Below are 23,722 nucleotides of genomic sequence, written 5' to 3' on the forward strand. Positions count from 1 at the left end.
CGTCCGTGAGCCTGTTTAGAGCCTCAGGATCAGGGTTTTCAGCGGCGGCTTGCCGTCTGTGGAGGGGAAGTCCGATGCCGGCACGATGACCTGGCACTCCCGTACGTGGCGGCCCAGTTTCTCCGCGCAACGCAGCACCTGTGTGCGCCAATCGCTCATCTCCACCTTCGCCAGGTTGTTGCAGCACACCAGCGTGCCGCCTTCGGCAGTGGCCAGCAGCGCCGGTTTGAGCAGGCTCTGGTAATCGCGCAGCAGGTCGACGGTGCCGAAGGCGCTCTTGGCCCAGGCCGGTGGGTCGAGGAAAACCAGATCGAAGGTGCGCGGTTGCAGACGCGGGTAACTCGGCAGCTTTTGTCCGCGGCGGCTGCTGATCGGCAGGTCGGCCAGTTGGCGAATGGCCGGAAAATAGTCGGACTGAATGAACTGCATGCTCGGCAGTTCGGGGTTCAGCGCGCCGTTCTCGCGGCCTACGGCCAGGTTGCCGTGGGCAAAGTCGAGATTGATCACCTCGCGCGCGCCGCCGGCTGCGGCGCACAGGCCGACGCCGCAGGTGTAGGCGAACAGGTTGAGCACGGATTTGCCGGCGCTGTTGGCCTTGACCCAGCCGCGGGCGTTGCGCAGATCGAGAAACAACAGGGGATCCTGACCGGCATGACGGCCGCGCACGCGGTAGTTGAGGCCCCATTCGTGACCGATCATGTCCTCGAGGGCGGCTTCGCTGGCCTGAAACAGCCCCGGGTCGCGGTCGATACGCGAGTTGCCCCGGGAGCGGTCGTTGTAGACCAGCAGCAGGGCCTGGCCAAGGAGAGTCTCGACGCTGCTGGCGATGGTCTTAAGGTCGTCGGAGTGCAGCGGCTGATGAAAGCTTTGCACCAGCAGTTGCGGGCCATAGCGGTCGACGGTCAAGCCCGGCGCACCTTCCTGGCTGCCGTGGAACAGCCGGTAGCAGTCGGTACCTTGAGCATGCAGTTCGGCCAGCAGGTTCGGGCGAGCGTCGAGGGCGGCGCGCAGCGCCTGGTCAAGAGAAGGCATGCGCGGCGTCTCGGAGGAAGGAAGGCCGGCAGTTTATCAAGATAACGGCCCGCCACGCCTTCTAAGGCGCCAGACGCCGGCGAGCGCGCTGGGCGGCGCTATTGCGTACGGCCCAGCGCAGCAGGTTGGCGGTACGCTGCACACTGGCGCGAATCAGCGGGCGGCGCCAGGCGGCCTGATGTTCGCCGAGCAGGTCGCTGGCCCAGTCCGGCAGCAGGTCGACGCCAGCCTGCATCATCAGATTGCCGAAGGGTTTGGCGAGGATACTGGGCATCGGAGCGGTATACAGCAGTCGTACCACTTCGCGGGTGCGCTGATCGCATAACAGTTGTGAACGCATGTGTTGCAGATAGCCGCTGATGGCCTGAGCCGATTTGGGCACGTCCTGCGCGCCGAGGCGTTCGGCGATCAGCGCCACTTCACGGTAGTAGCGATCCTGCTCGGCCACCGGCAGCTGCGGATCGACGTAGCGCAGGTAGCCGGCGAGAAACTGGCTGACTTCGGAGACGTGCACCCAGGTCAGCAGCCCGGGATCGCTGGCGGCATAGGGGCGGCCGTCCGGCGCGTGGCCGACCACCTGCAGGTGAATGCGGCGCACCTTGTCGATCAGTTGTTCGGCGTCCTGCAGGCCGCCATAGGTGGTGCCGGCGATGAACAGGCTGGTGCGACGCAGGCGGCCGAGCATGTCCTGGCGGAAGGTGGAGTGATCCCACACGCCGGCCAGCGCCAGTGGGTGAAGCATCTGCAGGAGCAGTGCCGAGATGCCACCGACCATCATCGCGGTGAAGTCGGCGTGTACTTCCCAGACCATCGACTCGGGGCCGAACAGGCCGGCATCGCCGCGGGGCTGGTCGAGGTCGAGCACACCCAGCGAGGCGCCGGTGAGGCTGTGCACCTGTTTTTCGATCTGACGGCGAAGGCTTTCCATGGCGCGCAGTTTCGGTGCTTGGCAGGCGCAATACAAGGTGCGCCCGACCCTTTCGGGCCGGGCAGGAGGCTCAGCGGTTGAGGCGCTGGTCGATCAGGTTCTCGACCACGCTGGGGTCGGCTAGTGTGGAGGTGTCGCCCATGTTCTCCAGCTCGTTGCAGGCAATCTTGCGCAGGATGCGCCGCATGATCTTGCCCGAGCGGGTCTTGGGCAGGCCCGGCGCCCACTGAATCAGCTCCGGCTTGGCGAAACTGCCGATTTCCTTGCCGACCAGGGTCAGCAGGTCCTTCTTCAGCTCTTCGGAAGGCTCCTGGCCGTTCATCAGGGTGACGTAGGCGTAGATGCCCTGACCCTTCACATCGTGCGGGTAGCCAACCACCGCCGCCTCGGCCACCGCGTCGTGCAGCACCAGCGCGCTTTCCACCTCGGCGGTGCCGATGCGGTGACCAGAGACGTTGATCACGTCATCCACGCGGCCGGTGATCCAGTAGTAGCCGTCTTCGTCGCGGCGTGCGCCATCGCCGGTGAAGTAGTAGCCGGGGTAGGGTTTGAAGTAGGTGTCGACCATGCGCTGGTGATCACCATAGACGCTGCGGATCTGGCTCGGCCAACTGGCCTTGATCGCCAGCACGCCGGCGCCCGCACCAATGATCTCCTTGCCTTGCTCGTCAAGCAGCACGGGTTGCACGCCAAAGAAGGGCCGGGTGGCCGAGCCGGGTTTGAGGTCGGTAGCGCCGGGCAGCGGGCTGATCAGGATGGAGCCGGTCTCGGTTTGCCACCAGGTGTCGACGATGGGGCAGCGCGTATCGCCGACCACCTGGAAATACCATTCCCAGGCCTCGGGGTTGATCGGCTCGCCCACTGTGCCGAGCAGACGCAAGCTCGAACGCGAGGTGGCTTTGACCGGCGCCGCACCTTCACGCATCAATGCGCGCAGGGCGGTGGGGGCGGTGTAGAAGATATTTACCTGGTGCTTGTCGATCACCTGCCAGAAGCGCGAGGCGTCCGGATAGTTGGGCACGCCCTCGAACATCAGGGTGGTGGCCGCGTTGGCCAGCGGGCCGTAGACGATGTAGCTGTGCCCGGTAACCCAACCGACATCGGCGGTGCACCAGTAGATGTCGCCTTCGTGGTAGTCGAACACGTACTTGTGAGTCATCGCCGCGCCGAGCAGGTAACCGCCGGTGGTGTGCAGCACGCCCTTGGGTTTGCCGGTCGAGCCCGAGGTGTAGAGGATGAACAGCGGGTCCTCGGCATCCATCGGCTCGGCCGGGCAGTCGGCATCGACCTCCTTGAGCGCCTGGTGGTACCAGATGTCTCGACCTTCCACCCAGGCCACGTCAGCCTGGGTGCGTTCGACCACCACCACGGTGGAGACATCAGGGCAGCTTTGCAGCGCCTTGTCGACATTGCTCTTCAGCGCAATGTACTTGCCGCCACGCACGCCCTCGTCAGCGGTGATCACGGTACGGCAATCGGCATCGAGAATACGGTCGCGCAGCGCATCGGGGGAAAAGCCGCCGAACACCACCGAATGCACCGCGCCGATACGCGCGCAGGCGAGCATGGCGTAGGCCGCTTCGGGGATCATCGGCATGTAGATGCAAACCCGGTCGCCTTTCTTCACGCCGCGGCGCTTGAGCACGTTGGCCAGGCGGCTGACGTTATGGTGCAGTTTGTTGTAGGTGATATGCGCTGATTCGGCCGGGTTGTCGCCTTCCCAGATGATGGCGATCTGTTCGCCGCGTTTTTCCAGGTGGCGATCGATGCAGTTGTAGGCGACGTTGAGCTGACCGCCCTTGAACCATTCGGCGCGGCCCTGCTTCAGTTCGCTGGCGTGCACCTGATCCCAGGGTTTGAACCAGTCGAGGAAGGCGTTGGCCTGCTCGGCCCAAAAGATCTCGGGCTGCTCGACCGACTGCCGGTACAGGCGCAGGTAGGCGTCGTTATCCAGGTGCGCGCGCTGGCGCACTGCATCTGGCACGGGATGGCGAGTGATTTCGAACATGGCGGGTCCTTGTAATTGTTTGTCCGCAACGGTCACAAGGTTGCACCCAGGCAGGCGCCTGGTTCAAGGCTTAAACATTTCGACATGCTGCCGGGCCTGTTCGTTCTGCTGATACTCGAGCTGCGCGGCGACCAGACGTTGGGTCGCCGCTCCGTAACGACCCGCAATGGCCGCGAGCGCCTCGTCGAAAGTCTGCGCGGCGCTCACGGCACCTCCCGGCAGCTGCGGCAATCCTCCGGAGTCGGTGCGCTGCGGAATGAACTCCAGCCCGCTGGCGCTGAATACCGGCTGAGGGGCCACGCCCAGCACCTGGGTGCGGAAGGTGCGCGCCCAGGCATCCACGCGCAGTGCTAGGCTTACTTCATCTATCCCGGGCAGCAGGGTGACGGCGAAGGTTTCATGTCTCCAGCGCGCAAGGTAGTTGCCGGCCGCGGTCAGATAGCCTTGACTGCCAAGGGTGAATACCTCGCTGTCATGCTGCGGGGACCAGTCGCTGGTACCGAGCACCTGTGCCAGCGCGCTCGCCTTGCTCGTACCGGCAATGGCTTCGACCAGCGCGAGTGAGGCCGGCAGGGCTGCGCTGACGCCAGCGGTGGTCATCAGTTGGCCGTCTACCACATAGCGCTGATTTTCCTGCCACAGGGTGTCCGGAAAGTCGTCCAGGCGCTGGTCACGCGAGTACCAATGCCCCGTGGCGCGGCGTCCATGCAGCAGGCCGGCATGAGCCAGCGGCAGCACGCCGTCGCAGATCCCGATGATGCGGGCACCCAGCGCTGCCTGCTGCCTGATGAAATTCAGCAGGCGGGGCTCCCGACTGTCGTGTACGGCCGGCACGATCAGGTAATCGGCGCCCTGGGGGAAGTCGCGCTGAAACTCGGTGATGCTGGCTTCGGCGCGCACGCTGAGCGCCGGCATCAGTTGCACTGTGCCCGGCTCGGTCGCCACTGCCAGTACCCTGGCCACGCCAGCGCGACGCAGGATGCCGAGTGGCACGACGAAGTCCGTCAGCTCTGTCATCTGGTTTTGTGCGAGCACGACCACCACGGGCTGTTCACGCTCGAAGCGCGGCTGATAGGTGGCCAGTAGTTCTTCGGAGGCGTGTAGGTCTCCGGAGAAATACAGCAGGCACAACAGGCCTGCCAATGGCCATTTCCTGTACATGACGCCATTCCTCGGTTTGGGAGATGAGATCAGTCTGGCGTGTGCGCGCCCGGCGCATATGTCATAAATGAGTGAAAACCTGCCATCGGTTACGGGAGGGGATGCGATGACGCACAGGGTCCTGCTGCTGGTATTTCCCGAGTTTCAGCTGCTCGATGCCACCGGGCCAGCGGACGTGTTCGCAGCGGTGGACGAACACCTACCTGCAATGGCGCGGCCTGCCTATCAGCTGCAGGCAATCTCGCTGGATGGCGGCATGGTCGCCTCCAGCAGCGGGCTTGCGCTGGCGACTCAGCCAGTGCCCGAACCACAGGAACTGGCCGGCAGTACCTTGCTGATAGCCGGCGGACACGGTGTTCAACGCGCCTTGCAGCACGGGCCGCTCATCCGCTGGCTGGGGCAGGCCGGACCACTGGCGGCGCGCTGTGCCTCGGTGTGTACAGGCGCATTTCTGCTGGCGCAGACCGGTCTGATGAGCGGGCGCAAGGTCGTCACCCACTGGCGCTATGCCGAGCTGCTGCAACGGCTATATCCGGGAGTGGCGGTTCTGCATGACAGCCTGTTCGTCCATGATGGGGGCTTCTACAGTTCGGCCGGAGTGACCGCTGGCATGGACCTTTGCCTGAGCCTGGTGGAAGAGGACCATGGGCGAGAGGTCTCGCTGCAGGTGGCCAAGGGGCTGGTGATGTACCTGCGACGGCCCGGCGGGCAGCGCCAGTTCAGCACCGAGTTGCTGGCCCAACAGGCACCCGCCGATGGCGTGATACAACGCTTGCTGACTGAGTTACGGACATCTCTGAGCGCCCCTTGGGACGTCGATGGCGTGGCGATCTACATGAACATGTCGCCGCGCACGCTGCATCGGCATTGCCGGGCCGAACTCGGGGTGACGCCAGCCAGGCTGCTGCTGCATCTGCGTCTGGAACATGCATGCCAGCTGCTGGAGGCAGGTCAGGCGTCGCTCAAGCGCGTGGCGCAGAGCAGCGGCTTCGGCAACGCCTACAATCTGAGACAGGCGTTTTCCCGGGCGCTGGGGGTGACGCCCGGGGAGTATCGTCAGCGTTTCTGCCGTTGAGGCATGCCGGTGGGCGCGCCTCTCAGGTGATCAGCCGCGATGCTGCGAGCGGAAGTGCTCGATCAGCCCCTGGGTGGATGCATCGCTGGCCGGCTCGTCGCTGGCGCCGGTCAGGCGCTGGTAGACTTCCTTGCCCATCTCCTTGCCCAGCTCCACGCCCCACTGGTCGAAGGCATTGATGCCCCAGATGGCGCTCTGCACGAATACCTTGTGCTCGTACAGCGCCACCAGCGCACCGAGGTTGAACGGCGCGATGCGGTTCATCACCAGAATGTTGCTCGGTCGGTTGCCTGGGATCACCTTGTGCGGTGCCAGACGCTGCACCTCGTCTTCGCTCAGCCCCTTGGCGCGCAGTTCGGCTTCGGCCTCATCGCGGGTCTTGCCCTGCATCAGCGCCTGGGCCTGCGACAGGCAGTTGGCGAACAGCCACTGGTGATGATCGGAGAGCGGGTTGTAGCTGTTGACCGGGACGATGAAGTCCGCCGGCACCAGCAGGCGGCCCTGGTGCAGCAACTGGTGGTAGGCATGCTGCCCGTTGCAGCCGACACCGCCCCAGATGATGGGGCCGGTGGCGATGTCCAGCGGCGTGCCGTCCTGGCGCACGCTCTTGCCGTTGGACTCCATGTCCAGCTGCTGCAGGTGCTTGGTGAAGTTACGCAGATAGTGGTCGTAGGGCAGGATCGCGTGGCTCTGCGCGCCCCAGAAATTGGTGTACCAGATGCCCAGCAGGGCCATTAGTACCGGCATGTTTTCGGCCAGTGGCGCCTGGGTGAAGTGCTGATCCATGGCATAGGCTCCGGCCAGCAGTTCCTTGAAGTTGGACACGCCGATGGCCAGGGCAATGGGCAGACCGATGGCCGACCACAGCGAATAACGCCCACCGACCCAATCCCACATGGGGAAGATGTTCTCTTCGCCGATACCGAACTCGATGGCAGCCTTGCGGTTGCTGGTCACGGCGATGAAATGACGGTGCAGCTGCTCTTCCGGGCCACCCATGGCCAGGTACCAGTCACGTGCGGCCAGGGTGTTCTTCAGGGTTTCCAGGGTACCGAAGGACTTGCTGGAGACGATGAACAGTGTGGTTTCGGGGTCCAGGCGAGCGGTCAGTTCGCGGAATTCGCTGCCATCGATATTGGCCAGGTAGTGGCAGCGCACCCCGCGCTGAGTGAACGGACGCAGCGCCTCGGAGACCAGCTGTGGGCCGAGGAAGGAGCCGCCGATACCGATGTTCACCACTTCCTTGATCGGTTTTTCGCTGTAGCCGCGCCACAGCCCGCTGTGAATACGGCTGACCAGTTCGGTGACCTGATTCAGGACGCGGTGTACCTCGGGGATGATGTCATTGCCATCAACCACGAGGCGCCGGCCGATTGGGCTGCGCAGAGCGGTATGCAGCGCAGCGCGACCCTCTGAAGCATTGACATGCTCACCGTTGTACAGGGCCGCAATGGCCTCGTTCAGACCGGCCTGATCGGCCAGTTGAATCAGCAGCTCGAGGCCGTGCTCGTCGATCAAATTCTTCGAGTAATCCAGGAGCAACCCACAGCTATCGAGGGAAAAACGCTGGAAGCGCCTTGCGTCCGCGGCGAAGGCTTCGCGCATGCTGAAACCGGCCATCTCGGCGCGGTGTTGCTGCAGCGCCTGCCAGGCGGGCAGAGTGGTGACGTCTTGAGGCTGCTGGTAGTAGGCCATCGGAGCTCCTGATCCGCAACGGCCCGGCTTGATCCGGGCCTCCATGAGTGTAACCGTCTGCCTTTGGAGGCAGCTACTGACTCGGCAGTTCAACCACAAGATTGTCGATCAAGCGGGTGCCGCCCAGCTGGGCTGCGGTAAGGATTACCAGTTGGCGGTCGTCGAGCTGGGCCGGGCGGAGATTCACTGCGTTGCGGATTTCCAGGTAGTCGGGAACGAAACCCGCCTTGCGCTGCTGCTCCTGGGCAGCGTCGACGAGCCTGGGGTAATCACGGGCGCCACGGCGCAGTTCCTCGGCGATCGCTTGCAGACCCTGGTACAGCGCCGGAGCGGCGTCACGCTGTTCGGCGCTGAGGTAGCCATTACGGGAGGAGAGGGCAAGGCCGTCTTCGGCGCGTTGGGTCGGTGCGCCAATGATCTGGATCGGCATGTTCAGGTCCTGCACCAGCGCGCGGATCACCGCCAGTTGCTGATAGTCCTTCTCGCCGAACACGGCCAGATCGGGCTGGACCATATTGAACAGCTTGGTCACCACGGTCGCCACGCCTTCGAAATGGCCCGGGCGGCTGGCGCCGCAGAGTCCTTCCGATACACCCGGCACGCTGACGCGAGTCTGGTCGCCCATGCCGTGCGGGTAGATTTCCGCGACATCGGGGTGAAACAGCAGGTGGCAGCCAGCCGCCAGCAGCTTTTCCTGATCGGCGGCAAGTGTGCGCGGGTATTTGTCCAGATCTTCACCTGCACCGAACTGCAGCGGATTGACGAAGATGCTGGCGACCACGAAGTCGGCCCGTTGGGCGGCGATTTGCACCAGCGAAACGTGGCCTGCGTGCAGATTGCCCATGGTCGGCACGAAGCCGATCTGCTTGCCCTCGGCCCGGGCCTGGGCTATGGCGGCGCGCAGCTCGCGCAGGGTCTTGACCGTATTCATGCGGAGAAACCGTGCTCGGCTGCTGGGAAGCTGCCGTCCTTGACCGCCTTGACGTATGCGCTCAGGGCACCCTGAATGCTGCTCTGACCTTCCATGAAGTTGCGCACGAATTTGGCGACGCGGCCCGAGAGGGACAGGCCGAGCATATCGTGCAGTACCAGTACCTGACCGTCGGTGCCCGGGCCGGCACCGATGCCGATGACGGGAATCTTCACGGCCTGAGCGATCTCGGTAGCCAGCTCGCTGGGTACGCACTCCAGCAGGAGCATGGCGGCACCAGCCTGTTCCAGAGCCATGGCGTCGGCGCGCATCTGGCGCGCCTGGGCTTCCTGGCGGCCCTGAACCTTGTAGCCACCGAGAATATTCACTGCCTGCGGGGTGAGCCCGAGGTGGGCGCAGACCGGTACGCCGCGTTCGGCCAGCAGACGGATCGGCTCGGCCAGCCAGCCGGCACCTTCGAGCTTGACCACGTGGGCGCCGGCCTGCATCAGCCTGGCGCTGTTGAGCAGCGTCTGTTCGCTGTTGGAATAGGCCATGAACGGCAGGTCGGCGATGATCAGTGCGCCGTTGTTACCGCGTTTGACGCTGGCGGTGTGATATGCCATCTCGTCGATGGTGACCGGCAGGGTGCTGTCGTGCCCCTGCAAGACCATGCCCAGGGAGTCGCCGACCAGCAGCACTTCAGCGCCGGCCTGACAGCAGGCCTGGGCGAAAGTGGCGTCATAAGCGGTCAGCATGGCGATTTTTTCACCGTTCTGCTTCAGGCTTTGCAGGGTGGTCAGGGTAACGTCAGGCATTTCAAAGGTCCTCGCTCAGGCTCGGTATACCGCTTCTATCTGGCGGCAATCCGGCCTGGATTGGCATCAAAGGTGCGCCCGTCGCTGGACAACGGGACGCCTATAGTCCTGATGGGGGGGCGTGAAGTCAATTGCGGGTGTTACCGCTCTGTTACTGGCGTTACCGCCAATGCGCGGGATGTCGGGTTGCGCAACGGACCGCCCCGTAGGAGGCCGCTTCAGCGGCGAGCTTGTCGGAGCGCAGCTCAAACCCCTCCAGCAAAGGCCGGCTGGGCTACTCGGCCAGGCGTTCCAGCCCGCTGAAGGGGCAGGCTTCCAACAGGGCACTCAGGCTGCGGCCGTCTGGGAGCCGCAGATCGGCAGCCAGCTCGGCCAGCGGATAGAGCACGAAGGGGCGGGCGTGCATGTGGTAGTGCGGCACGGTCAGCCGCTCATCTTGGAGCAGGCGTTCACCGAACAGCAGGATATCCAGATCCAGTGTGCGCGGGCCCCAGCGCTCGGCCTTGCGTACCCGGCCCTGCTCCTGCTCGATGCGTTGCAGCGCATCGAGCAACTGCCAGGGCTCCAGTTCGGTATCCAGCGCCGCCACGGCATTGACGTAGCGTGGCTGGTCAGCCGGGCCGAGCGGATCGCTGATATAGAACGACGATCGTGCCTGCAAGCGGCTCTGCGGCAACTGCGCGATGGCGCTCAAGGCCGCACGCAATTGTCGCAGGGGCTCGGCCAGATTACTGCCGAGACCGATGTAGACCCGCTCCATCATTCGCCGCCGCTTTCGCTGCGTTTACGACGGTTGTTGTTGCGACGACGTTTACGCGGCGCGTTGCCGGTGCTTTCGCCCTTGCCGGCGAGGTCGCGAATCATCTGTCGGCGCTCGCTGTCGTTGGCATCCTGGTAATCCGTCCACCACTCGCCCAGGCCACCGGTGTCCTCGCCGGCCAGTTCACGCAGCAGGAGGAAGTCGTAGCCGGCGCGAAAGCGCGGATTCTCCAGCAACAGGTCGGCACGTTTGCCACTGCGCCGCGGCAGGCGCTCCTGCATGTCCCAGATCTCGCGAATCGGGATGGTGAAGCGCTTGGGCACGGCGATGCGCTGGCACTGCTCGGCGATCAGCTCGTGGGCAGCTTCCTGCATCGCCGGAATCGGCGGCATGCCCTTGCTCTGCAGCTGCAGCACGCGCGCCGGCAGCGCAGGCCAGAGCAGCGCCGCGAAGAGGAACGCCGGGGTGACCGACTTGCCGTCGTGGACGCGGTCGTCGGTGTTGATCAAGGCCTGGCGGATCAGCTTCTCGGTGTATTCGGGATTGCGCTTGAGCGCCTCGCCACTGGCCGGGAACAGCTGGGCGAAGAGATCGTGTTCGAGCAGCAGGTCGAAGGTGTATTCCGCGTAGCCGGCGAGAAACAGCTTGAGCACTTCATCGAACAGGCGCGCCGCTGGAATGTCGCGCAGCATCGGCGCCAGGCGGCGAATCGGTGCGGCGCTGTGCTTCTCGATCTCGAAGTCCAGCTTGGCGGCGAAACGCACCGCACGCAGCATGCGTACCGGATCTTCCAGGTAACGCTGTTCCGGATCGCCGATCAGTCGCACTAGGTGATTGCGCACGTCATGCATGCCGCGAGCGTAGTCGAGGATATGTTCCTGAGTCGGATCGTAGTACAGCGCATTGATGGTGAAGTCGCGGCGCTGAGCGTCGTCTTCCAGGGTGCCGTAGACATTGTCGCGCAGGATGCGACCGCTTTCGTGGCGGGCAGCCTGGTTGCTGTTTTCTTCTTCGTCGCCTTGCGGATGGTTGGCGCGGAAGGTCGCCACTTCGATGATCTCGCGACCGAAGTGCACATGCACCAGCTTGAAGCGGCGGCCGATCACCCGTGCGTTACGAAACTCGGCCCGTACCTGCTCGGGCGTGGCGCTGGTGGCCACGTCGAAATCCTTGGGGTCGATGTCCAGCAGCAGATCGCGTACGCAGCCGCCGACCAGATAGGCCTGGTAGCCAGCCTTTTGCAGACGCTCGACCACGCTGATGGCGTGACGACTGATCTCATTGCGATTGAGTGGATGTTGGCGACTGCTCAGCACTTCGGGAGTGCTGCGTGGGCGTGGCGCCCGGCGCAGAGGTGAGTGGAAAGACTTGAACAGCTTTTTCAGCATGGGATGCACTGTTTGGAGTAGTGGCCGGCCTGCTCCATATGCTGTCGAGGTGCTGCCTGGAGGGCATCGCGGCGTTTAAGGCAGCAGTCCTGGATTCGCTGACGAACCGCGAACACCACCCTGGCGCTTGCTTCGGTAACCTGTTTCGACGGCATACGGAATGATGACCGCATGATTGCTGCGGATTCTAGCATCGTGTCGGGAGAAGGTGTGTAGAAGGGCGGATGGCGGGAATTCTGGGAGCGCAAGCTACTGGGGGAGCCGAAGCTCCCCCCCAAGTTGGTGCGTGCTCTGTTTTTATTGTTATTGAGGGCCTGTTGTTTTTGTTGTTCGGCCCTTCCCGGCTCGCCGTGGCTTACCGGGTGCTCCCTAGAATGGGGAGCCAATAGCAAACGGATTTCTTTGGACGCTGATGCTGCCTTAATCAACCAGTTCCGGCGCTGCCTCGAGGCAGTTTTATTGTTCTCAGTCTGGTCGCTGGGGCGAACCCCTTGTGGCAACTCCTCTCCAAAAGAATCAGTTAGCTGCGCCTCCTTACCTTGTTGTTCTTGTTGTTGTGGAGTCGTTACGTCTTGTTCTTATTGTGTAGGGCATTGCTTGTTATTGTTGTTGTGCCAGAGATAAAGCAGATGCCGTGCCAGTTTTTACGATTCCTTGTAAATCAAGGGCTTGAGGCTATCTGGGGTGTCCGGGTGGGTAGAAAAAAGCCGGGTTTTCGTTACCGTTAGACCCGGCCTTTGTTACGAGATATTGAAACGGTAACAACCTGTGGAGCCCATGCTCGGGCAGGCTGTCACCGACGCCGTAACGTCAAGGGCCGCTCGTCACGCCGGATTTGCGCCGCGGAATGCCCAGGCGCTGACGACGTTCCCACAGGCATTTGCGGCTGATGCCCAGTTTGCGGGCCAGCTCGGTTTCCGTCATGTGGTCCTGGTGCTCGAGGACGAAGTGCTGGAAGTAGTCTTCCAGCGACAGGTCTTCGGTAGGCTCATGGCTGTTGCCAGCGTTTTGCCCGGCGGACGGTAGGCCGAAATCCTCCTCGTCCAGATCGTCCAGCTCAATGTCGATACCCAGCAGGTCGGCGGAAATTTCCGTCCCCTCGCAGAGAATCACCGCGCGCTCGATGGCGTTTTCCAGTTCGCGTACGTTACCCGGCCAGGAGTAATGGCGTATCGCCTGCTCGGCATCATGGGCGAAGCGCAGCGGTTCGCGGCCCATGCGCGTGTACTGGCGGACCAGAAAGGCCTGGGCGATCTCGATCACGTCGTTACCGCGCTCGCGCAACGCCGGCAGTTTCAGGGCGATGACGTGCAGGCGGTAGTAGAGGTCTTCGCGGAACTGACCGGTCTTGGCCAGCGTCTTCAGATCGCGGTGGGTCGCGGCGATCAGGCGGACATCCACCTTCTGCGATTGCACCGAGCCGACCCGGCGAATCTCTCCTTCCTGCAGCACGCGCAGCAGTCGCGCCTGAGCTTCCAGCGGCAGTTCGCCGATTTCGTCGAGGAACAGCGTGCCGCCGTCGGCCGCTTCCACCAGGCCGGCGCGCCCGGCGCTGGCGCCGGTGAAGGCGCCTTTCTCGTGGCCGAACAGTTCGGACTCGATCAGCGTCTCTGGAATGGCCGCGCAGTTCACCGAGATCAGCGGCGCCTTGGCGCGCCTGGACAGATTGTGCAGGGCGCGCGCGACCAGCTCCTTGCCGGTGCCGGACTCGCCCTGCACCAGAACGTTGGAATCGGTGGGGGCGACCTTGCGAATCTTGCTGTAGAGCTCCTGCATGGCAGCGCAGGAGCCGATGATGCCGATCTCGCCGTTGGCGTTGTCCGCAGCCTTCTCGGTAGTGTTACGTGCATTGCTGGCGGCCGTCGGCGTCGGCGCGCTCTTCACTTCCTGGCGATCACGCAGGATGCGGGCAACGGCCTGCAGCATCTCGTCATGGTCGAAGGGCTTGGCGATGTAGTCCACCGCACCCATTTTCATCGAGTCCACCGCCGAGCGCAGGCTGGCGTAGCTGGTCATGATCAGCACCGGCGTGCCTTCGGCCAGCTTGATCAGCTCGGTACCCGGCGCGCCAGGCAGGCGCAGGTCGCTAACGATCAGGTCGAAGGTGGGGATGCTGTAGCGCTCCTGGGCTTCCTGCACCGAGCCGGCTTCGCTGACCTGGTACTGATTGCGTTCGAGCAGGCGGCGCAAGGCAGAGCGGATAATGGTTTCGTCTTCGACGATAAGAATATGTGGCATTAATTCGATCTCTCGACGGTCACGGTGGTGCCGTTGGCACCCTATATCGCTGTTTACATCGCTACGGACGTCGCCTCGACATGCCTTGGCAGGGTGACCCGAATGCGAGTGCCCAGTTGGCGCTCGGGGTCGGCCGGGCTGTCGATTGTTATTTGTCCATAATGCTCTTCCACGATCGAATAGACCAGCGCGAGGCCCAGACCGGTCCCTTCGCCGGGATCCTTGGTGGTGAAGAAGGGTTCGAACAGACGGTCGATGATCGCCTTGGGAATGCCGCTGCCTTCGTCCTCGACGATCAGGTCGACGGTATGCTCGCTGGCCTCGCTGCGCACGCGGATGGCGCCGCCGGGCGGCGAGGCGTCACGGGCGTTGGACAGCAGGTTGATCAGTACCTGGGCCAGGCGCTGCGGGTCGCCGCAGGCCCAGTGCTGCGGATCGCAGAGGTTGTAGAACTGGATATCGAAGTTGCGTTTGTTCAGCGACAGCAGGCCGATGGCGTCCTGCGCCACGTCGGCCAGGCACACCGGCTCGTCGCTGCGCTGGTGGCTGCCGGAGTGGGCGAAGCTCATCAGCGACTGGACGATGCGTGATACGCGCTTGGTCTGTTCCAGGATCTGCCCGCTGATTTCGGTCAGTTCGCCGTCGTTTTCGCGTTCCTCGCGCAGGTTTTGCGCCAGGCAGGCGATGCCGGTGATCGGGTTGCCGATCTCGTGGGCGACCCCGGCGGCGAGGCGGCCGATGCTGGCCAGGCGTTCGGAGTGCACCAGCTTGTCTTCGAGCATCTGGGTTTCGGTCTGATCCTCGACCAGCAGCACCAGGCCACTGTTACCGGGCGCCAGCGGTTCGTTGATGGCTGCCTTGTGCAGATTCAGCCAGCGAATCTGCCCGTCGAGCGCCAGATGCTGTTTGTGCAGGTGCTGGTCCGGGCGTTCGATGAAGTCCTGCAGCAGGCTCTGCCAGGGTTCGGCCAGGGTGCTCAGGCGCGAACCGACGATGCGCTGGGCAGGGATGTCGGTGAGTTCCTCCATGGCCCGGTTCCACATCAGGATTTCCTGATCCTTGGCCAGCGAGCACACGCCCATGGGCAGCTCCTGCAAGGTCTGGCGGTGATAGCGACGCAGGGCGTCGAGCTCGGCGGCCAGGCCGGTGAGGCGCGACTGGTAATCCTCCAGGCGGCTTTCGATGAAGTGGATGTCCTCGGTGACATAGCCTTCGGTGCCGGACTTGTAGGGCAGGAAGGTTTCGACGATGTCCTGCGCCACGCTCGGCCCCATCAGGCCGGACAGGTTGGCCTCGATGCGGTCGCGCAGGCGGCGCAGGGCATAAGGGCGGCTCTCGTCGAAGGGCAGGTGCAGGTCACGCAGGGCCTGTTCCACTTCGCGCTGCGCAGTCTTGGCGCCGAGCGGCTTGGCCAGTTGTGCGGCAAAGTCCTGCGGTGACACGGCGACCAGCTCGCGCCGTTGCGGACGGCGCACGTTGTCCACCGCGCAGGCTTCGGCGGCGCTCTTCTCCTCGGGGCTGGCCTCGGTGAACAGCGACACCAGGGTGAACATCAGCACGTTGGCCGCCAGTGAGGCGATGGCCGCCAGGTGCCAGCTGGCGTCATCGAGCACATAGATGACGTTGAACAGGGGTAGGTAGAAACCTTCCAGATTGCCCAGCAGCGGCAGCAGCATGGTCAGCGCCCAGACGCTGATGCCTGCCAGCAGGCCGGCGAGGAAACCGCGGCGATTGGCCGTCTGCCAATACAGCACTGAGAGGACGCCGGGCAGGAACTGCAAGGTGGCGACGAAGGCGACGATGCCCAGGTTGGCCAGATCCTGCTGGGCGCCGAGCAGCAGGTAGAAGCCGTAGCCGGCCATGATGATGGCCACGATCAGCGCGCGTCGCGTCCACTTCAGCCAGCGGTAGATGTTGCCTTCGGCTGGCGGCTGGTAGAGCGGCAGCACCAGGTGGTTCAGCGCCATGCCGGACAGCGCCAGGGTCGAGACGATGATCAGGCCGCTGGAGGCGGACAGCCCGCCGACATAGGCGAGCAGGGCCAGGGTTTCGCTGTTGACCGCGATACCCAGACCCAGGGTGAAGTATTCGGGGTTGGTGGTCGCCCCGAGCTTGAGGCCGGCCCAGAGGATCAGCGGCACGGCCAGGCTCATCAGCAGCAGGAACAGTGGCAGGCCCCAGCTGGCGCTGACCATGGCGCGCGGGTTGAGGTTCTCGGTGAAGGTCATGTGGTACATGTGCGGCATGACGATGGCCGAGGCGAAGAACACCAGCAGCAGGGTGCGCCACGGGCCTTCCTGCAGCGGCGTATGCAGCGTGGCCAGTGCCGCCTGGTTCTGCACCAGCCATAGCTCCAGCTCACGCGGGCCGCCGAACACCTGATACAGCGCGTACCAGCCGATCACGCCGAGGGCGACCAGCTTGACCAGCGACTCGAAGGCGATGGCGAACACCAGGCCCTCGTGCTTCTCGCGCGTGGCGATATGGCGCGCGCCGAACAGAATGGTGAACAGGATGATCAGCCCGCAGTAGCTCAGCGCGACCTTCTCCTGCAGCGGCTCGCGGCTGAGGATACCGATGGAGTCGGCCACCGCCTGGATCTGCAGGGCCAGCAGCGGCAGCACGCCAATCAGCATGAACAGGGTGGTCAGTGCGCCGGCCCAGGTGCTGCGAAAACGGAAGGCGAACAGGTCGGCCAGCGATGACAGCTGGTAGGTGCGGGTGATGCGCAGGATCGGGTAGAGCAGCACGGGGGCCAGCAGAAAGGCCCCGGAAACCCCGAGATAGCTGGCGAGAAAGCCGTAACCGTACTGGTAGGCCAGGCCGACCGTGCCGTAGAAGGCCCAGGCGCTGGCGTACACGCCCAGCGACAGGGTGTAGGTCAGCGGGTGGCGGATGATCCAGCGGGGGATAAGGCCCTTTTCACTGACCCAGGCGACACCGAACAGCATCAGCAGATAGCCGGCGCTGATCAGGATCAGTTCGCTCAGGCTAAAGCTCGTCAGCATCGCGTTGGCTCTGAAGAATGAAGGTGACGACGATCAGGATCAGCCACAGCAGGTAGGGCCGGTACCAGGCGCCATTGGGGTCGATCCACCAGTCCATGATGGCCGGTGAAAACAGGTAGATCCCCACTACCAGGATCAGAACCAGTCGGTAGATATACATGTGACATCTCGTCGAAGGATGTCGCGATGGTAAAGGATGGCGCGCATCGCAAGCCACAAACTTGAAACCGGCTCGCGTAGCCGGAGGGAATGCGGGAATGCCAGCCCATCGTTCCCGGGGTGCATCCGGGCTACGGCTACTTCAATTGCGCTTCGGCCAGGGTGCGGCTGCGGGGAATGCGCGTGGCGTCCCAGTTGGCGATGCCCCAGGCCAGCAGCTCGGCAGGCGCCGCGCCTTGCAGTTCGGCGGGTGGTTGCTGGCCCAGCGCACGCAGGGCGCGCAGCAGCAGAGGCCCGGCCTGGTCGGCGGGCAGCGGTGGCGAACGGTAGCTCTTGCCCAGCTTGTGGCCGTCCGGCTGGATGATCAGCGGCACGTGCAGGTAGCGCGGTTGCGGCAGCCCGAGCAGCTCCTGCAGGTAAAGCTGGCGAGGGGTGGAGTCGAGCAGGTCGGCGCCGCGCACCACGTCGGTCACCCCCTGCCAGGCATCGTCCAGCACCACGGCGAGCTGATAGGCGAACAACCCATCACGCCGTCGGATCACGAAGTCGCCCACTTCACGGCCCAGGTGCTGACGGAACTCGCCCTGCACGCGGTCGATGAAGTGGTAGTCCAGCTCCGGTACGCGCAGGCGGATGGCCGCGTCCTGGTCAGGGTGGCAGGCGTTGCGGCAAAAGCCCGGATAGATGCCGGCGTAGCCTTCCAGTTGCTTGCGTGAACAGATGCAGGCGTAGGCCAGGCCCTGGCTGAACAGGCGGGCGATCACTGCGGCGTATTCGGCGTGGCGCTCGCTCTGGCGTACCAGTTCACCGTCCCACTCGAACCCGTAGCACTCCAGGGTGCGCAGGATCGCATCCTGGGCGCCAGGCACTTCCCGCGGCGGGTCGAGGTCTTCCATGCGCAGCAGCCAGCGGCCGCCGACGGCGCGGGCATCGAGGTAGGAAGCGAGGGCGGCGACCAGCGAGCCGAAGTGCAGGTAACCGCTGGGCGTAGGGGCGAAGCGCCCGATGTAGGCTGTGTTCATGAAGCGAGAGCCAGAAACAGAGCGGGGCGCCTAAGCGCCCCGTCATCAGATCAGGAACCGATCTGCTTTTCCTTGATTTCCGCCAGCGTCTTGCAGTCGATGCACAGAGTCGCGGTCGGGCGGGCTTCGAGGCGGCGAATGCCGATCTCGACGCCACAGGAGTCGCACCAGCCGTAATCGTTGTCTTCGATCAGCTGCAGGGTCTCGTCGATCTTCTTGATCAGCTTGCGCTCGCGATCACGGGCACGCAGTTCCAGGCTGAACTCTTCTTCCTGGCTGGCGCGGTCGGCCGGATCGGGGAAGTTGGCCGCTTCGTCCTGCATGTGGTGCACGGTACGGTCGACTTCCTGCATCAGCTCCAGCTTCCACTTATTGAGGATGCTGGTGAAGTGAGCGCGCATCGGCTCGCTCATGTATTCCTCGCCTTTCTTTTCCGGATAAGGCTCGAAACCACGAATCAGCTGGCTGGTGCTTTTGGCTTTTTCTTTTGTGGGCATGGATGACGCCTCTCACTCTTTCGAATCCATCGCGCAGGTTATTCCATTGCCAGGCGTTTGTCCGGCCCTGCGACTGCAAGCCGGCGAACTTACCAGATCGAATCGGGGCGCGCTACTCCCGGTTGTCTCCGCCTTGTCCGGGCTGTGAACGAAATCTGCATGGCTCCGGCTGGCAAGCGTAGCGGCGCTTTCGCGTCCTTGCCGAGGCCTCAAGCTGCCCTGCTAGAATCCGCGCCTCGCAACCCTGAAGACGGACCCATGGCTCAGCTCTACAGCGCGCGCAGTCGCGCCATCGAACCCTTCCATGTGATGGCCTTGCTGGCGCGTGCCAACGAGCTGCAGGCGGCCGGTCACGATGTCATTCACCTGGAGATCGGCGAGCCGGACTTCACCACTGCCGAGCCGATCATCCGTGCCGGCCAGGCCGCGCTGGCCGCCGGACACACGCGCTACACCGCAGCGCGTGGCCTGCCGCAGCTGCGCGAGGCGATTGCCGGCTTCTACGCCGAGCGTTACCGCCTGAGCATCGATCCACAGCGCATCCTGGTCACGCCGGGTGGCTCCGGGGCGCTGCTGCTGGCCGCCAGCCTGCTGGTCGACCCGGGCAAGCACTGGTTGCTGGCCGACCCGGGCTATCCGTGCAACCGGCACTTCCTGCGCCTGGTCGAAGGCGCCGCGCAGCTGGTGCCGGTCGGCCCGGACGTGCGCTACCAACTGACCCCGCAACTCATCGAACGGCATTGGGATTCGGACAGCGTCGGTGCGCTGGTGGCGTCACCGGCCAATCCGACTGGAACGCTGCTGCACAAGGATGAGCTGGCGGCGCTGTCCACCTGCCTCAAGCAGCGTGGCGGTCATCTGGTGGTGGACGAGATCTACCATGGCCTGACTTATGGCTGCGATGCACCGAGCGTGCTGGAAGTGGACGACGATGCCTTCGTCCTCAATAGTTTCTCCAAATATTTCGGCATGACCGGCTGGCGCCTGGGTTGGCTGGTGGCGCCCGCTGCCGCCGTGCCGGAGCTGGAAAAGCTGGCGCAGAACCTCTACATCAGCGCACCGAGCATGGCCCAGCATGCCGCGCTGGCCTGCTTCGAGCCCGCCACCCTGGCGATCCTCGAAGAGCGCCGCCACGAGTTTCAGCGCCGCCGCGACTATCTGCTGCCGGCGCTGCGCGAGCTGGGCTTCGGTATCGCCGCTACGCCTGAAGGTGCCTTCTATCTATATGCAGACATCAGCGCCTTCGGTGGCGACGCCTTCGCCTTCTGCCGCCACTTCATCGAAACCGAGCATGTGGCCTTCACCCCGGGCCTGGATTTCGGCCGTCACCAGGCCGGGCACCATGTGCGCTTCGCCTACACGCAGAATGTCGAGCGCCTGCAGCAGGCAGTCGAGCGTATCGCCCGCGGTTTGAAGAGCTGGAAGCCCGATGCGTTTTGATCCGCCGCTGGAAGAGGCGCGCCTGCTGCGTCGCTACAAACGCTTTCTCGCCGATATCGAGACCGCCAGCGGCGAGCAGATGACCATCCACTGCGCCAACACCGGCTCGATGCTCAATTGCATGAGCGAAGGTTGCCGGGTCTGGTTCAGCCGCAGCAACGACCCCAAACGCAAGCTGCCGGGCAGTTGGGAAATCAGCGAAACGCCGCAGGGGCGCCTGGCCTGCATCAATACCGCGCGGGCCAATGCGCTGGTAGAGGAGGCGCTGCGCGCCGGGCTGATCACCGAACTGGCCGGCTTTACCGCGTTCAGGCGCGAGGTGGCTTACGGGGTGGAGAACAGCCGCGCCGACTTTCGCCTGGATTACCCGGAAGGGCCGGCCTATGTGGAGGTCAAGAGCGTGACGCTGGGCTTCGATGGCAGCGACGTGGCGGCCTTTCCCGATGCGGTGACGCAGCGCGGCGCCAGGCATCTGCGCGAACTGGCGGCGCTGGCGCGGGCGGGGGTGCGCACGGTGCAGCTGTATTGCGTGAACCTTTCCGGTATTCGCGCCGTGCGGGCGGCGGAGGAGATCGATCCGGCATACGCGGCGGGGTTGCGTGATGCCAAGGCCGCGGGGGTAGAGGTGCTGGCCTACGGCGCCGAGCTGAGTCCCGAGGGGATCGCCCTGGTTCGCCGGCTGGAGGTATTGACGTAGCGCGTGCTGCGCGCACCAGCTTCTGTTTCGGTAGCACGGCGGGCGCGATGTTGGCGTAGCCCGGATGCAATCCGGGAATCCAGTTTTCGCCCATCCCCGGATTGCATCCGGGCTACCTGGCTGCAGCGCCTTCGATCCAGACCCCGTGCGCGTCTTCCCTACATTCCAGTGCCTGCAGCGACTGCCCCTCGCAAGGCCCCGCCACGCATTCGCCGCTCTCGATGAGAAACAGCGCGCCGTGGGTGGCGCAGCGGATCAGGCTGCCGCTGTCGTCAAGGAAGCGATCCTTTTGCCATTCCAGGGCGATGCCGCGGTGCGGGCAGCGGTTGAGGTAAGCGTGGACCTGGCCGTCGCGGCGTACGACCAGCAGGTTCAATTGGTCGATCACAAAGCCCAGGCTTTGGCCTTCGGCCAGCTCACTCGGGGCGCATAGGCGGATCATCGCGGTCTCCGTTTCAGATGGCGCGATTATCCCGCAGGAAGCAGGAGGGCGCATCCTTGCGCCAAGTGGAACTCAGAACTGCCAGGAAGCCGATACGCGGAAGCTGCGCCCGGGTTCGCTGTAGTAGTCGACCGGTTGCGGTGTGGTGCGGCCGCCAGCGCTGGGCACGTTGAGGGCGTTCCAGTACTTCTTGTCGAACAGGTTGAACAGGCCGGCCTGCAGCCTCACGCCGTCCAGCGCTGCCGGTTGCCAGTAGCCGGTGAGGTCGACCACGCCGTAGCCGGGGGCCTGGAAGTCGCCATCGTTCTCGACCTTGTCGCGGCGGCGCGCGGCGGTCAGCATCAGGTCCGCGCCGTAGCGTTGCTGGGTGTAGCTGAGGCCGAGGGTGCCGGTCAGCGGGGCGACCGAGTTCAGGTGCTGCTTGGTCTCGCGGTCCTTGCCGACGGCCCAGGCGACCGAGGTCCAGGCCTGCCAGGAGGGCGCGAACTGCCAGTGTGCGGTGCCTTCGGCTCCGTAGATGCGCACCTTGTCGCGGTTCTCCATTACCTCGAAGAAGGTTGGGAATTCGCCGGGCTGGAAGCCGTAGTCCGCTTCATTGGCGGTGATGCTGTCGATGAAGTTTCTGTAACGGTTGTCGAACAGGCTGACGGAGCCGCCCAGATGGCTGTCGCCCAGGCGCGCGCCGACCTCGTAGCCGGTGCTTTTCTCGGGCTTGAGGTTGGGGTTGCCGACTCGCGCGTAGCCCATGCCGGAGTTGGTGAAGGTGCTGTACAGCTCGTTGACGTCCGGGGCCTTGAACCCCTGTGCCCATTGCGCGTACAGCGTAGCCAGCTCATGCGCCTGCCAGGTCAGCAGCAGGCTGCCGGCCCAGTTGGAGTCCCTGTTCTCGGTGAGCATTACGCTGTCGCCGGCCAGCACGTAACCACTGGTGCCGCTGCTGGGCTTGTATTCGTAACGGTCGTAGCGCACGCCCGGCGTCAGGGTCAGGGTATCGCTGAGGGCGATGTCGTCTTTCAGATAGAGGCCATACAGATTGCCCGGCGTTTTCGGCATCTCGGCCTGATTGGTGTGCAGGTTGACGCAGGCAAAGTAGATGCCGGCCGGTGTGCTGTCCGGGCGCGGCGGGAAGGGCGGTACCAGCACGCTGGGGCAGGCATCGTAGCCGCTGCTGTACTGCTCGGCCTCGATGCGGCTCCACTCCGCGCCCAGGGTCAGATTGTGCTGGCCCAGCTGTTTGCCCAGGCTACTGGTGACACCGTACTGGGTCTTCTCGATCTCGTTGCTGCGGCCGAAGGGGCCGGCCAGCGTTCCGGCGCGGGTCGCCTCTACCTCATCCTCGCGGTGCAGCTTCTGCCAGTAAACGATGGTGTCGGCCCAGTCGAGCAGGCTGCCCGCGTTATCGGCGCGGTACTGGTGATCGAAGGACAGGCGCTTGCGCTGGTTGTTCTCGCGTGTGTCGTAGTGCCGAGGGTAGTTGGCAGAACCCTGGTTGATGCGGCTATCCATGTCCTCGGTGCGTTCGAACAGTTCGGCGGTCACACCGACTCGGTGCCCGCCACCGAGCTTTTGCTGGACCTTCAGCAGCAGGCTGTGCTGATCGGTATCGCTGGGGTTGGCCTCGGTACGCAGGGTGCCCAGTACATCGCGATTGCCCTGAGTGTCGAGCTCGTGGCCCTTGCGTCCGCCTGCCTGCAGCAACCAGGAAGTATCCTGAAAACGCCCGGCCAGAGCGGCATTGAGCCCCCAGCTGCGGTCGGCGCTGTCGTAGTCGTTCTTGATCAGGCCGGCGAACTCGTCCTTGTCGCCTAGCAGGTCATCCGGGCTCAGCGTACGCAGTTGCAGCGCTCCGCCCAGGGCGCCGGAGCCAACCTGGCTGGAGTTGGCGCCGCGCACCACGTCGATTGCGGACAGGCTCTGGAAGTCGATGCTGTCCAGGCCGCCGTTCACTTCGCGCACGGTGTCGTTCAGCCAGGGCATGCGGATGCCGTCGATGGTGGTCAGCACGCGGTCGCGGTCCAGGCCGCGGATGTTGATGCTGTTGTTGCTGCGGTTGAAGTTCACCCCGGGCTCGGCGCGCCGTGACAGGTCATCGAAGCTGCGGATCTGACGGCGTTCCAGCGTTTGTGCATCGGTCTGGGTGGTGGTCGGCAACGGCTGCTTGGCTGCTGCGGCAGTGATTTCGATGTCGGGCAGTTCGGCCGGGGTAGCGGCCAGGGCCAGGGAAGGACACAGCAACAGCAGCGCAAGCCAGGGGCGGCGAGCGTAGGGCGGGCGAACGAGCATGGTGCTACTCCATTGCATGCTTGGCAGTTCTGCGACTGCCTGGTTGGCGACGGCGCAAGACGTTAACCAGATTATTTAACTGATGCAAATAATTCTCAGGTAGATTATCGTTCTTCTAAATTGCACTGCCGTGCCGGTACGCGCTCGCGTCGGCGACGGTG

General features: G+C 64.2%; 19 protein-coding genes. 3 read left to right on the plus strand and 16 right to left on the minus strand.

Annotation, left to right across the window (positions count from 1 at the left end; all coding sequences use genetic code 11):
• Window positions 1–15: 15 nt before the first annotated feature.
• The 4 genes from GYB81_RS21565 to GYB81_RS21580 all read right to left on the minus strand — a co-directional run bounded on the left by GYB81_RS21565 (window position 16) and on the right by GYB81_RS21580 (window position 5,129).
• Complete coding sequence (locus GYB81_RS21565; RefSeq protein ID WP_161867179.1) at window positions 16–1,032, minus strand: class I SAM-dependent rRNA methyltransferase; 1,017 nt, start codon at window positions 1,030–1,032, stop codon at window positions 16–18.
• 61 nt (window positions 1,033–1,093) lie between these two features.
• The gene (locus GYB81_RS21570) at window positions 1,094–1,960 is read right to left on the minus strand and encodes an oxygenase MpaB family protein (protein ID WP_161867178.1); all 867 of its coding nucleotides are present in this window, start codon (window positions 1,958–1,960) and stop codon (window positions 1,094–1,096) included.
• A gap of 70 nt (window positions 1,961–2,030) precedes the next feature.
• Window positions 2,031–3,968, minus strand: coding sequence for an acetate--CoA ligase (gene acs / locus GYB81_RS21575; RefSeq protein ID WP_161867177.1), 1,938 nt, complete (start codon window positions 3,966–3,968; stop codon window positions 2,031–2,033).
• Window positions 3,969–4,031: 63 nt separating this feature from the next.
• The gene (locus tag GYB81_RS21580; protein WP_161867176.1) at window positions 4,032–5,129 is read right to left on the minus strand and encodes a DJ-1/PfpI family protein; all 1,098 of its coding nucleotides are present in this window, start codon (window positions 5,127–5,129) and stop codon (window positions 4,032–4,034) included.
• A gap of 106 nt (window positions 5,130–5,235) precedes the next feature.
• On the opposite strand from GYB81_RS21580, the gene GYB81_RS21585 reads away from it, so the two are divergent.
• Window positions 5,236–6,204: a GlxA family transcriptional regulator gene (locus GYB81_RS21585; RefSeq protein ID WP_161867175.1), complete on the plus strand. Its 969-nt coding sequence runs from the start codon at window positions 5,236–5,238 to the stop codon at window positions 6,202–6,204.
• A 30-nt stretch (window positions 6,205–6,234) separates the two neighbouring features.
• Here GYB81_RS21585 and pgi read toward each other — a convergent pair whose 3' ends face one another.
• From pgi to dksA, 10 genes are all read right to left on the minus strand, one after another.
• Window positions 6,235–7,899: a glucose-6-phosphate isomerase gene (gene pgi / locus GYB81_RS21590; RefSeq protein WP_161867174.1), complete on the minus strand. Its 1,665-nt coding sequence runs from the start codon at window positions 7,897–7,899 to the stop codon at window positions 6,235–6,237.
• 73 nt (window positions 7,900–7,972) lie between these two features.
• Window positions 7,973–8,830: a pantoate--beta-alanine ligase gene (gene panC / locus GYB81_RS21595; protein ID WP_161867173.1), complete on the minus strand. Its 858-nt coding sequence runs from the start codon at window positions 8,828–8,830 to the stop codon at window positions 7,973–7,975.
• A complete protein-coding gene (panB, locus tag GYB81_RS21600) occupies window positions 8,827–9,627 on the minus strand; it encodes a 3-methyl-2-oxobutanoate hydroxymethyltransferase (protein WP_161867172.1) in 801 nt (266 codons plus the stop codon). Before panB ends, panC begins: the two co-directional genes overlap by 4 nt.
• Window positions 9,628–9,901: 274 nt before the next feature.
• Window positions 9,902–10,390 carry a 2-amino-4-hydroxy-6-hydroxymethyldihydropteridine diphosphokinase gene (gene folK, locus GYB81_RS21605; RefSeq protein WP_161867171.1) on the minus strand — a complete coding sequence of 163 codons (489 nt, stop codon included), beginning with the start codon at window positions 10,388–10,390 and terminating at the stop codon, window positions 9,902–9,904.
• Window positions 10,387–11,775: a polynucleotide adenylyltransferase PcnB gene (locus tag GYB81_RS21610; RefSeq protein WP_161867170.1), complete on the minus strand. Its 1,389-nt coding sequence runs from the start codon at window positions 11,773–11,775 to the stop codon at window positions 10,387–10,389. Before GYB81_RS21610 ends, folK begins: the two co-directional genes overlap by 4 nt.
• An 810-nt stretch (window positions 11,776–12,585) precedes the next feature.
• On the minus strand, window positions 12,586–14,013 hold the full coding sequence (locus GYB81_RS21615) for a sigma-54-dependent transcriptional regulator (protein WP_161867169.1): 1,428 nt from the start codon (window positions 14,011–14,013) through the stop codon (window positions 12,586–12,588).
• A 53-nt stretch (window positions 14,014–14,066) separates the two neighbouring features.
• A complete protein-coding gene (locus tag GYB81_RS21620; RefSeq protein WP_090435368.1) occupies window positions 14,067–17,021 on the minus strand; it encodes a sensor histidine kinase in 2,955 nt (984 codons plus the stop codon).
• Window positions 17,005–17,181, minus strand: coding sequence for a hypothetical protein (locus tag GYB81_RS21625; RefSeq protein ID WP_003244646.1), 177 nt, complete (start codon window positions 17,179–17,181; stop codon window positions 17,005–17,007). The genes GYB81_RS21620 and GYB81_RS21625 overlap by 17 nt, the downstream gene beginning before the upstream one ends.
• Window positions 17,182–17,317: 136 nt before the next feature.
• Window positions 17,318–18,202, minus strand: coding sequence for a tRNA glutamyl-Q(34) synthetase GluQRS (gene gluQRS, locus GYB81_RS21630; RefSeq protein ID WP_161867168.1), 885 nt, complete (start codon window positions 18,200–18,202; stop codon window positions 17,318–17,320).
• Window positions 18,203–18,252: 50 nt separating this feature from the next.
• The gene (gene dksA / locus GYB81_RS21635; protein ID WP_013716970.1) at window positions 18,253–18,699 is read right to left on the minus strand and encodes an RNA polymerase-binding protein DksA; all 447 of its coding nucleotides are present in this window, start codon (window positions 18,697–18,699) and stop codon (window positions 18,253–18,255) included.
• Between the two features lie 258 nt (window positions 18,700–18,957).
• Here dksA and GYB81_RS21640 point away from each other — a divergent pair, with 258 nt between their 5' ends.
• Together GYB81_RS21640 and sfsA are read left to right on the plus strand one after the other, a co-directional pair.
• On the plus strand, window positions 18,958–20,139 hold the full coding sequence (locus GYB81_RS21640) for a pyridoxal phosphate-dependent aminotransferase (protein ID WP_161867167.1): 1,182 nt from the start codon (window positions 18,958–18,960) through the stop codon (window positions 20,137–20,139).
• The gene (gene sfsA / locus GYB81_RS21645) at window positions 20,129–20,836 is read left to right on the plus strand and encodes a DNA/RNA nuclease SfsA (RefSeq protein WP_161867166.1); all 708 of its coding nucleotides are present in this window, start codon (window positions 20,129–20,131) and stop codon (window positions 20,834–20,836) included. Before GYB81_RS21640 ends, sfsA begins: the two co-directional genes overlap by 11 nt.
• Before the next feature lie 112 nt (window positions 20,837–20,948).
• Here the strand turns inward: sfsA and GYB81_RS21650 are convergent, their stop codons facing one another.
• Window positions 20,949–21,278: a Rieske (2Fe-2S) protein gene (locus tag GYB81_RS21650; protein ID WP_161867165.1), complete on the minus strand. Its 330-nt coding sequence runs from the start codon at window positions 21,276–21,278 to the stop codon at window positions 20,949–20,951.
• Between the two features lie 72 nt (window positions 21,279–21,350).
• Window positions 21,351–23,561 (minus strand): TonB-dependent hemoglobin/transferrin/lactoferrin family receptor, encoded by a 2,211-nt coding sequence (locus GYB81_RS21655; protein ID WP_161867164.1) that lies wholly within the window; start codon window positions 23,559–23,561, stop codon window positions 21,351–21,353.
• Window positions 23,562–23,722 lie beyond the last annotated feature (161 nt).

This window comes from Pseudomonas yangonensis (genome assembly GCF_009932725.1).
Taxonomy (GTDB): domain Bacteria; phylum Pseudomonadota; class Gammaproteobacteria; order Pseudomonadales; family Pseudomonadaceae; genus Aquipseudomonas; species Aquipseudomonas yangonensis.

Bases quoted from the DNA above. Each gene is read 5' to 3' on its own strand.
- GYB81_RS21565 (WP_161867179.1), bottom strand. From the start codon at position 1,032: ATGCCTTCTCTTGACCAGGCGCTGCGCGCCGCCCTCGACGCTCGCCCG.
- GYB81_RS21570 (WP_161867178.1), bottom strand. From the start codon at position 1,960: ATGGAAAGCCTTCGCCGTCAGATCGAAAAACAGGTGCACAGCCTCACC.
- acs (WP_161867177.1), bottom strand. From the start codon at position 3,968: ATGTTCGAAATCACTCGCCATCCCGTGCCAGATGCAGTGCGCCAGCGC.
- GYB81_RS21580 (WP_161867176.1), bottom strand. From the start codon at position 5,129: ATGTACAGGAAATGGCCATTGGCAGGCCTGTTGTGCCTGCTGTATTTC.
- GYB81_RS21585 (WP_161867175.1), top strand. From the start codon at position 5,236: ATGACGCACAGGGTCCTGCTGCTGGTATTTCCCGAGTTTCAGCTGCTC.
- pgi (WP_161867174.1), bottom strand. From the start codon at position 7,899: ATGGCCTACTACCAGCAGCCTCAAGACGTCACCACTCTGCCCGCCTGG.
- panC (WP_161867173.1), bottom strand. From the start codon at position 8,830: ATGAATACGGTCAAGACCCTGCGCGAGCTGCGCGCCGCCATAGCCCAG.
- panB (WP_161867172.1), bottom strand. From the start codon at position 9,627: ATGCCTGACGTTACCCTGACCACCCTGCAAAGCCTGAAGCAGAACGGT.
- folK (WP_161867171.1), bottom strand. From the start codon at position 10,390: ATGATGGAGCGGGTCTACATCGGTCTCGGCAGTAATCTGGCCGAGCCC.
- GYB81_RS21610 (WP_161867170.1), bottom strand. From the start codon at position 11,775: ATGCTGAAAAAGCTGTTCAAGTCTTTCCACTCACCTCTGCGCCGGGCG.
- GYB81_RS21615 (WP_161867169.1), bottom strand. From the start codon at position 14,013: ATGCCACATATTCTTATCGTCGAAGACGAAACCATTATCCGCTCTGCC.
- GYB81_RS21620 (WP_090435368.1), bottom strand. From the start codon at position 17,021: ATGCTGACGAGCTTTAGCCTGAGCGAACTGATCCTGATCAGCGCCGGC.
- GYB81_RS21625 (WP_003244646.1), bottom strand. From the start codon at position 17,181: ATGTATATCTACCGACTGGTTCTGATCCTGGTAGTGGGGATCTACCTG.
- gluQRS (WP_161867168.1), bottom strand. From the start codon at position 18,202: ATGAACACAGCCTACATCGGGCGCTTCGCCCCTACGCCCAGCGGTTAC.
- dksA (WP_013716970.1), bottom strand. From the start codon at position 18,699: ATGCCCACAAAAGAAAAAGCCAAAAGCACCAGCCAGCTGATTCGTGGT.
- GYB81_RS21640 (WP_161867167.1), top strand. From the start codon at position 18,958: ATGGCTCAGCTCTACAGCGCGCGCAGTCGCGCCATCGAACCCTTCCAT.
- sfsA (WP_161867166.1), top strand. From the start codon at position 20,129: ATGCGTTTTGATCCGCCGCTGGAAGAGGCGCGCCTGCTGCGTCGCTAC.
- GYB81_RS21650 (WP_161867165.1), bottom strand. From the start codon at position 21,278: ATGATCCGCCTATGCGCCCCGAGTGAGCTGGCCGAAGGCCAAAGCCTG.
- GYB81_RS21655 (WP_161867164.1), bottom strand. From the start codon at position 23,561: ATGCTCGTTCGCCCGCCCTACGCTCGCCGCCCCTGGCTTGCGCTGCTG.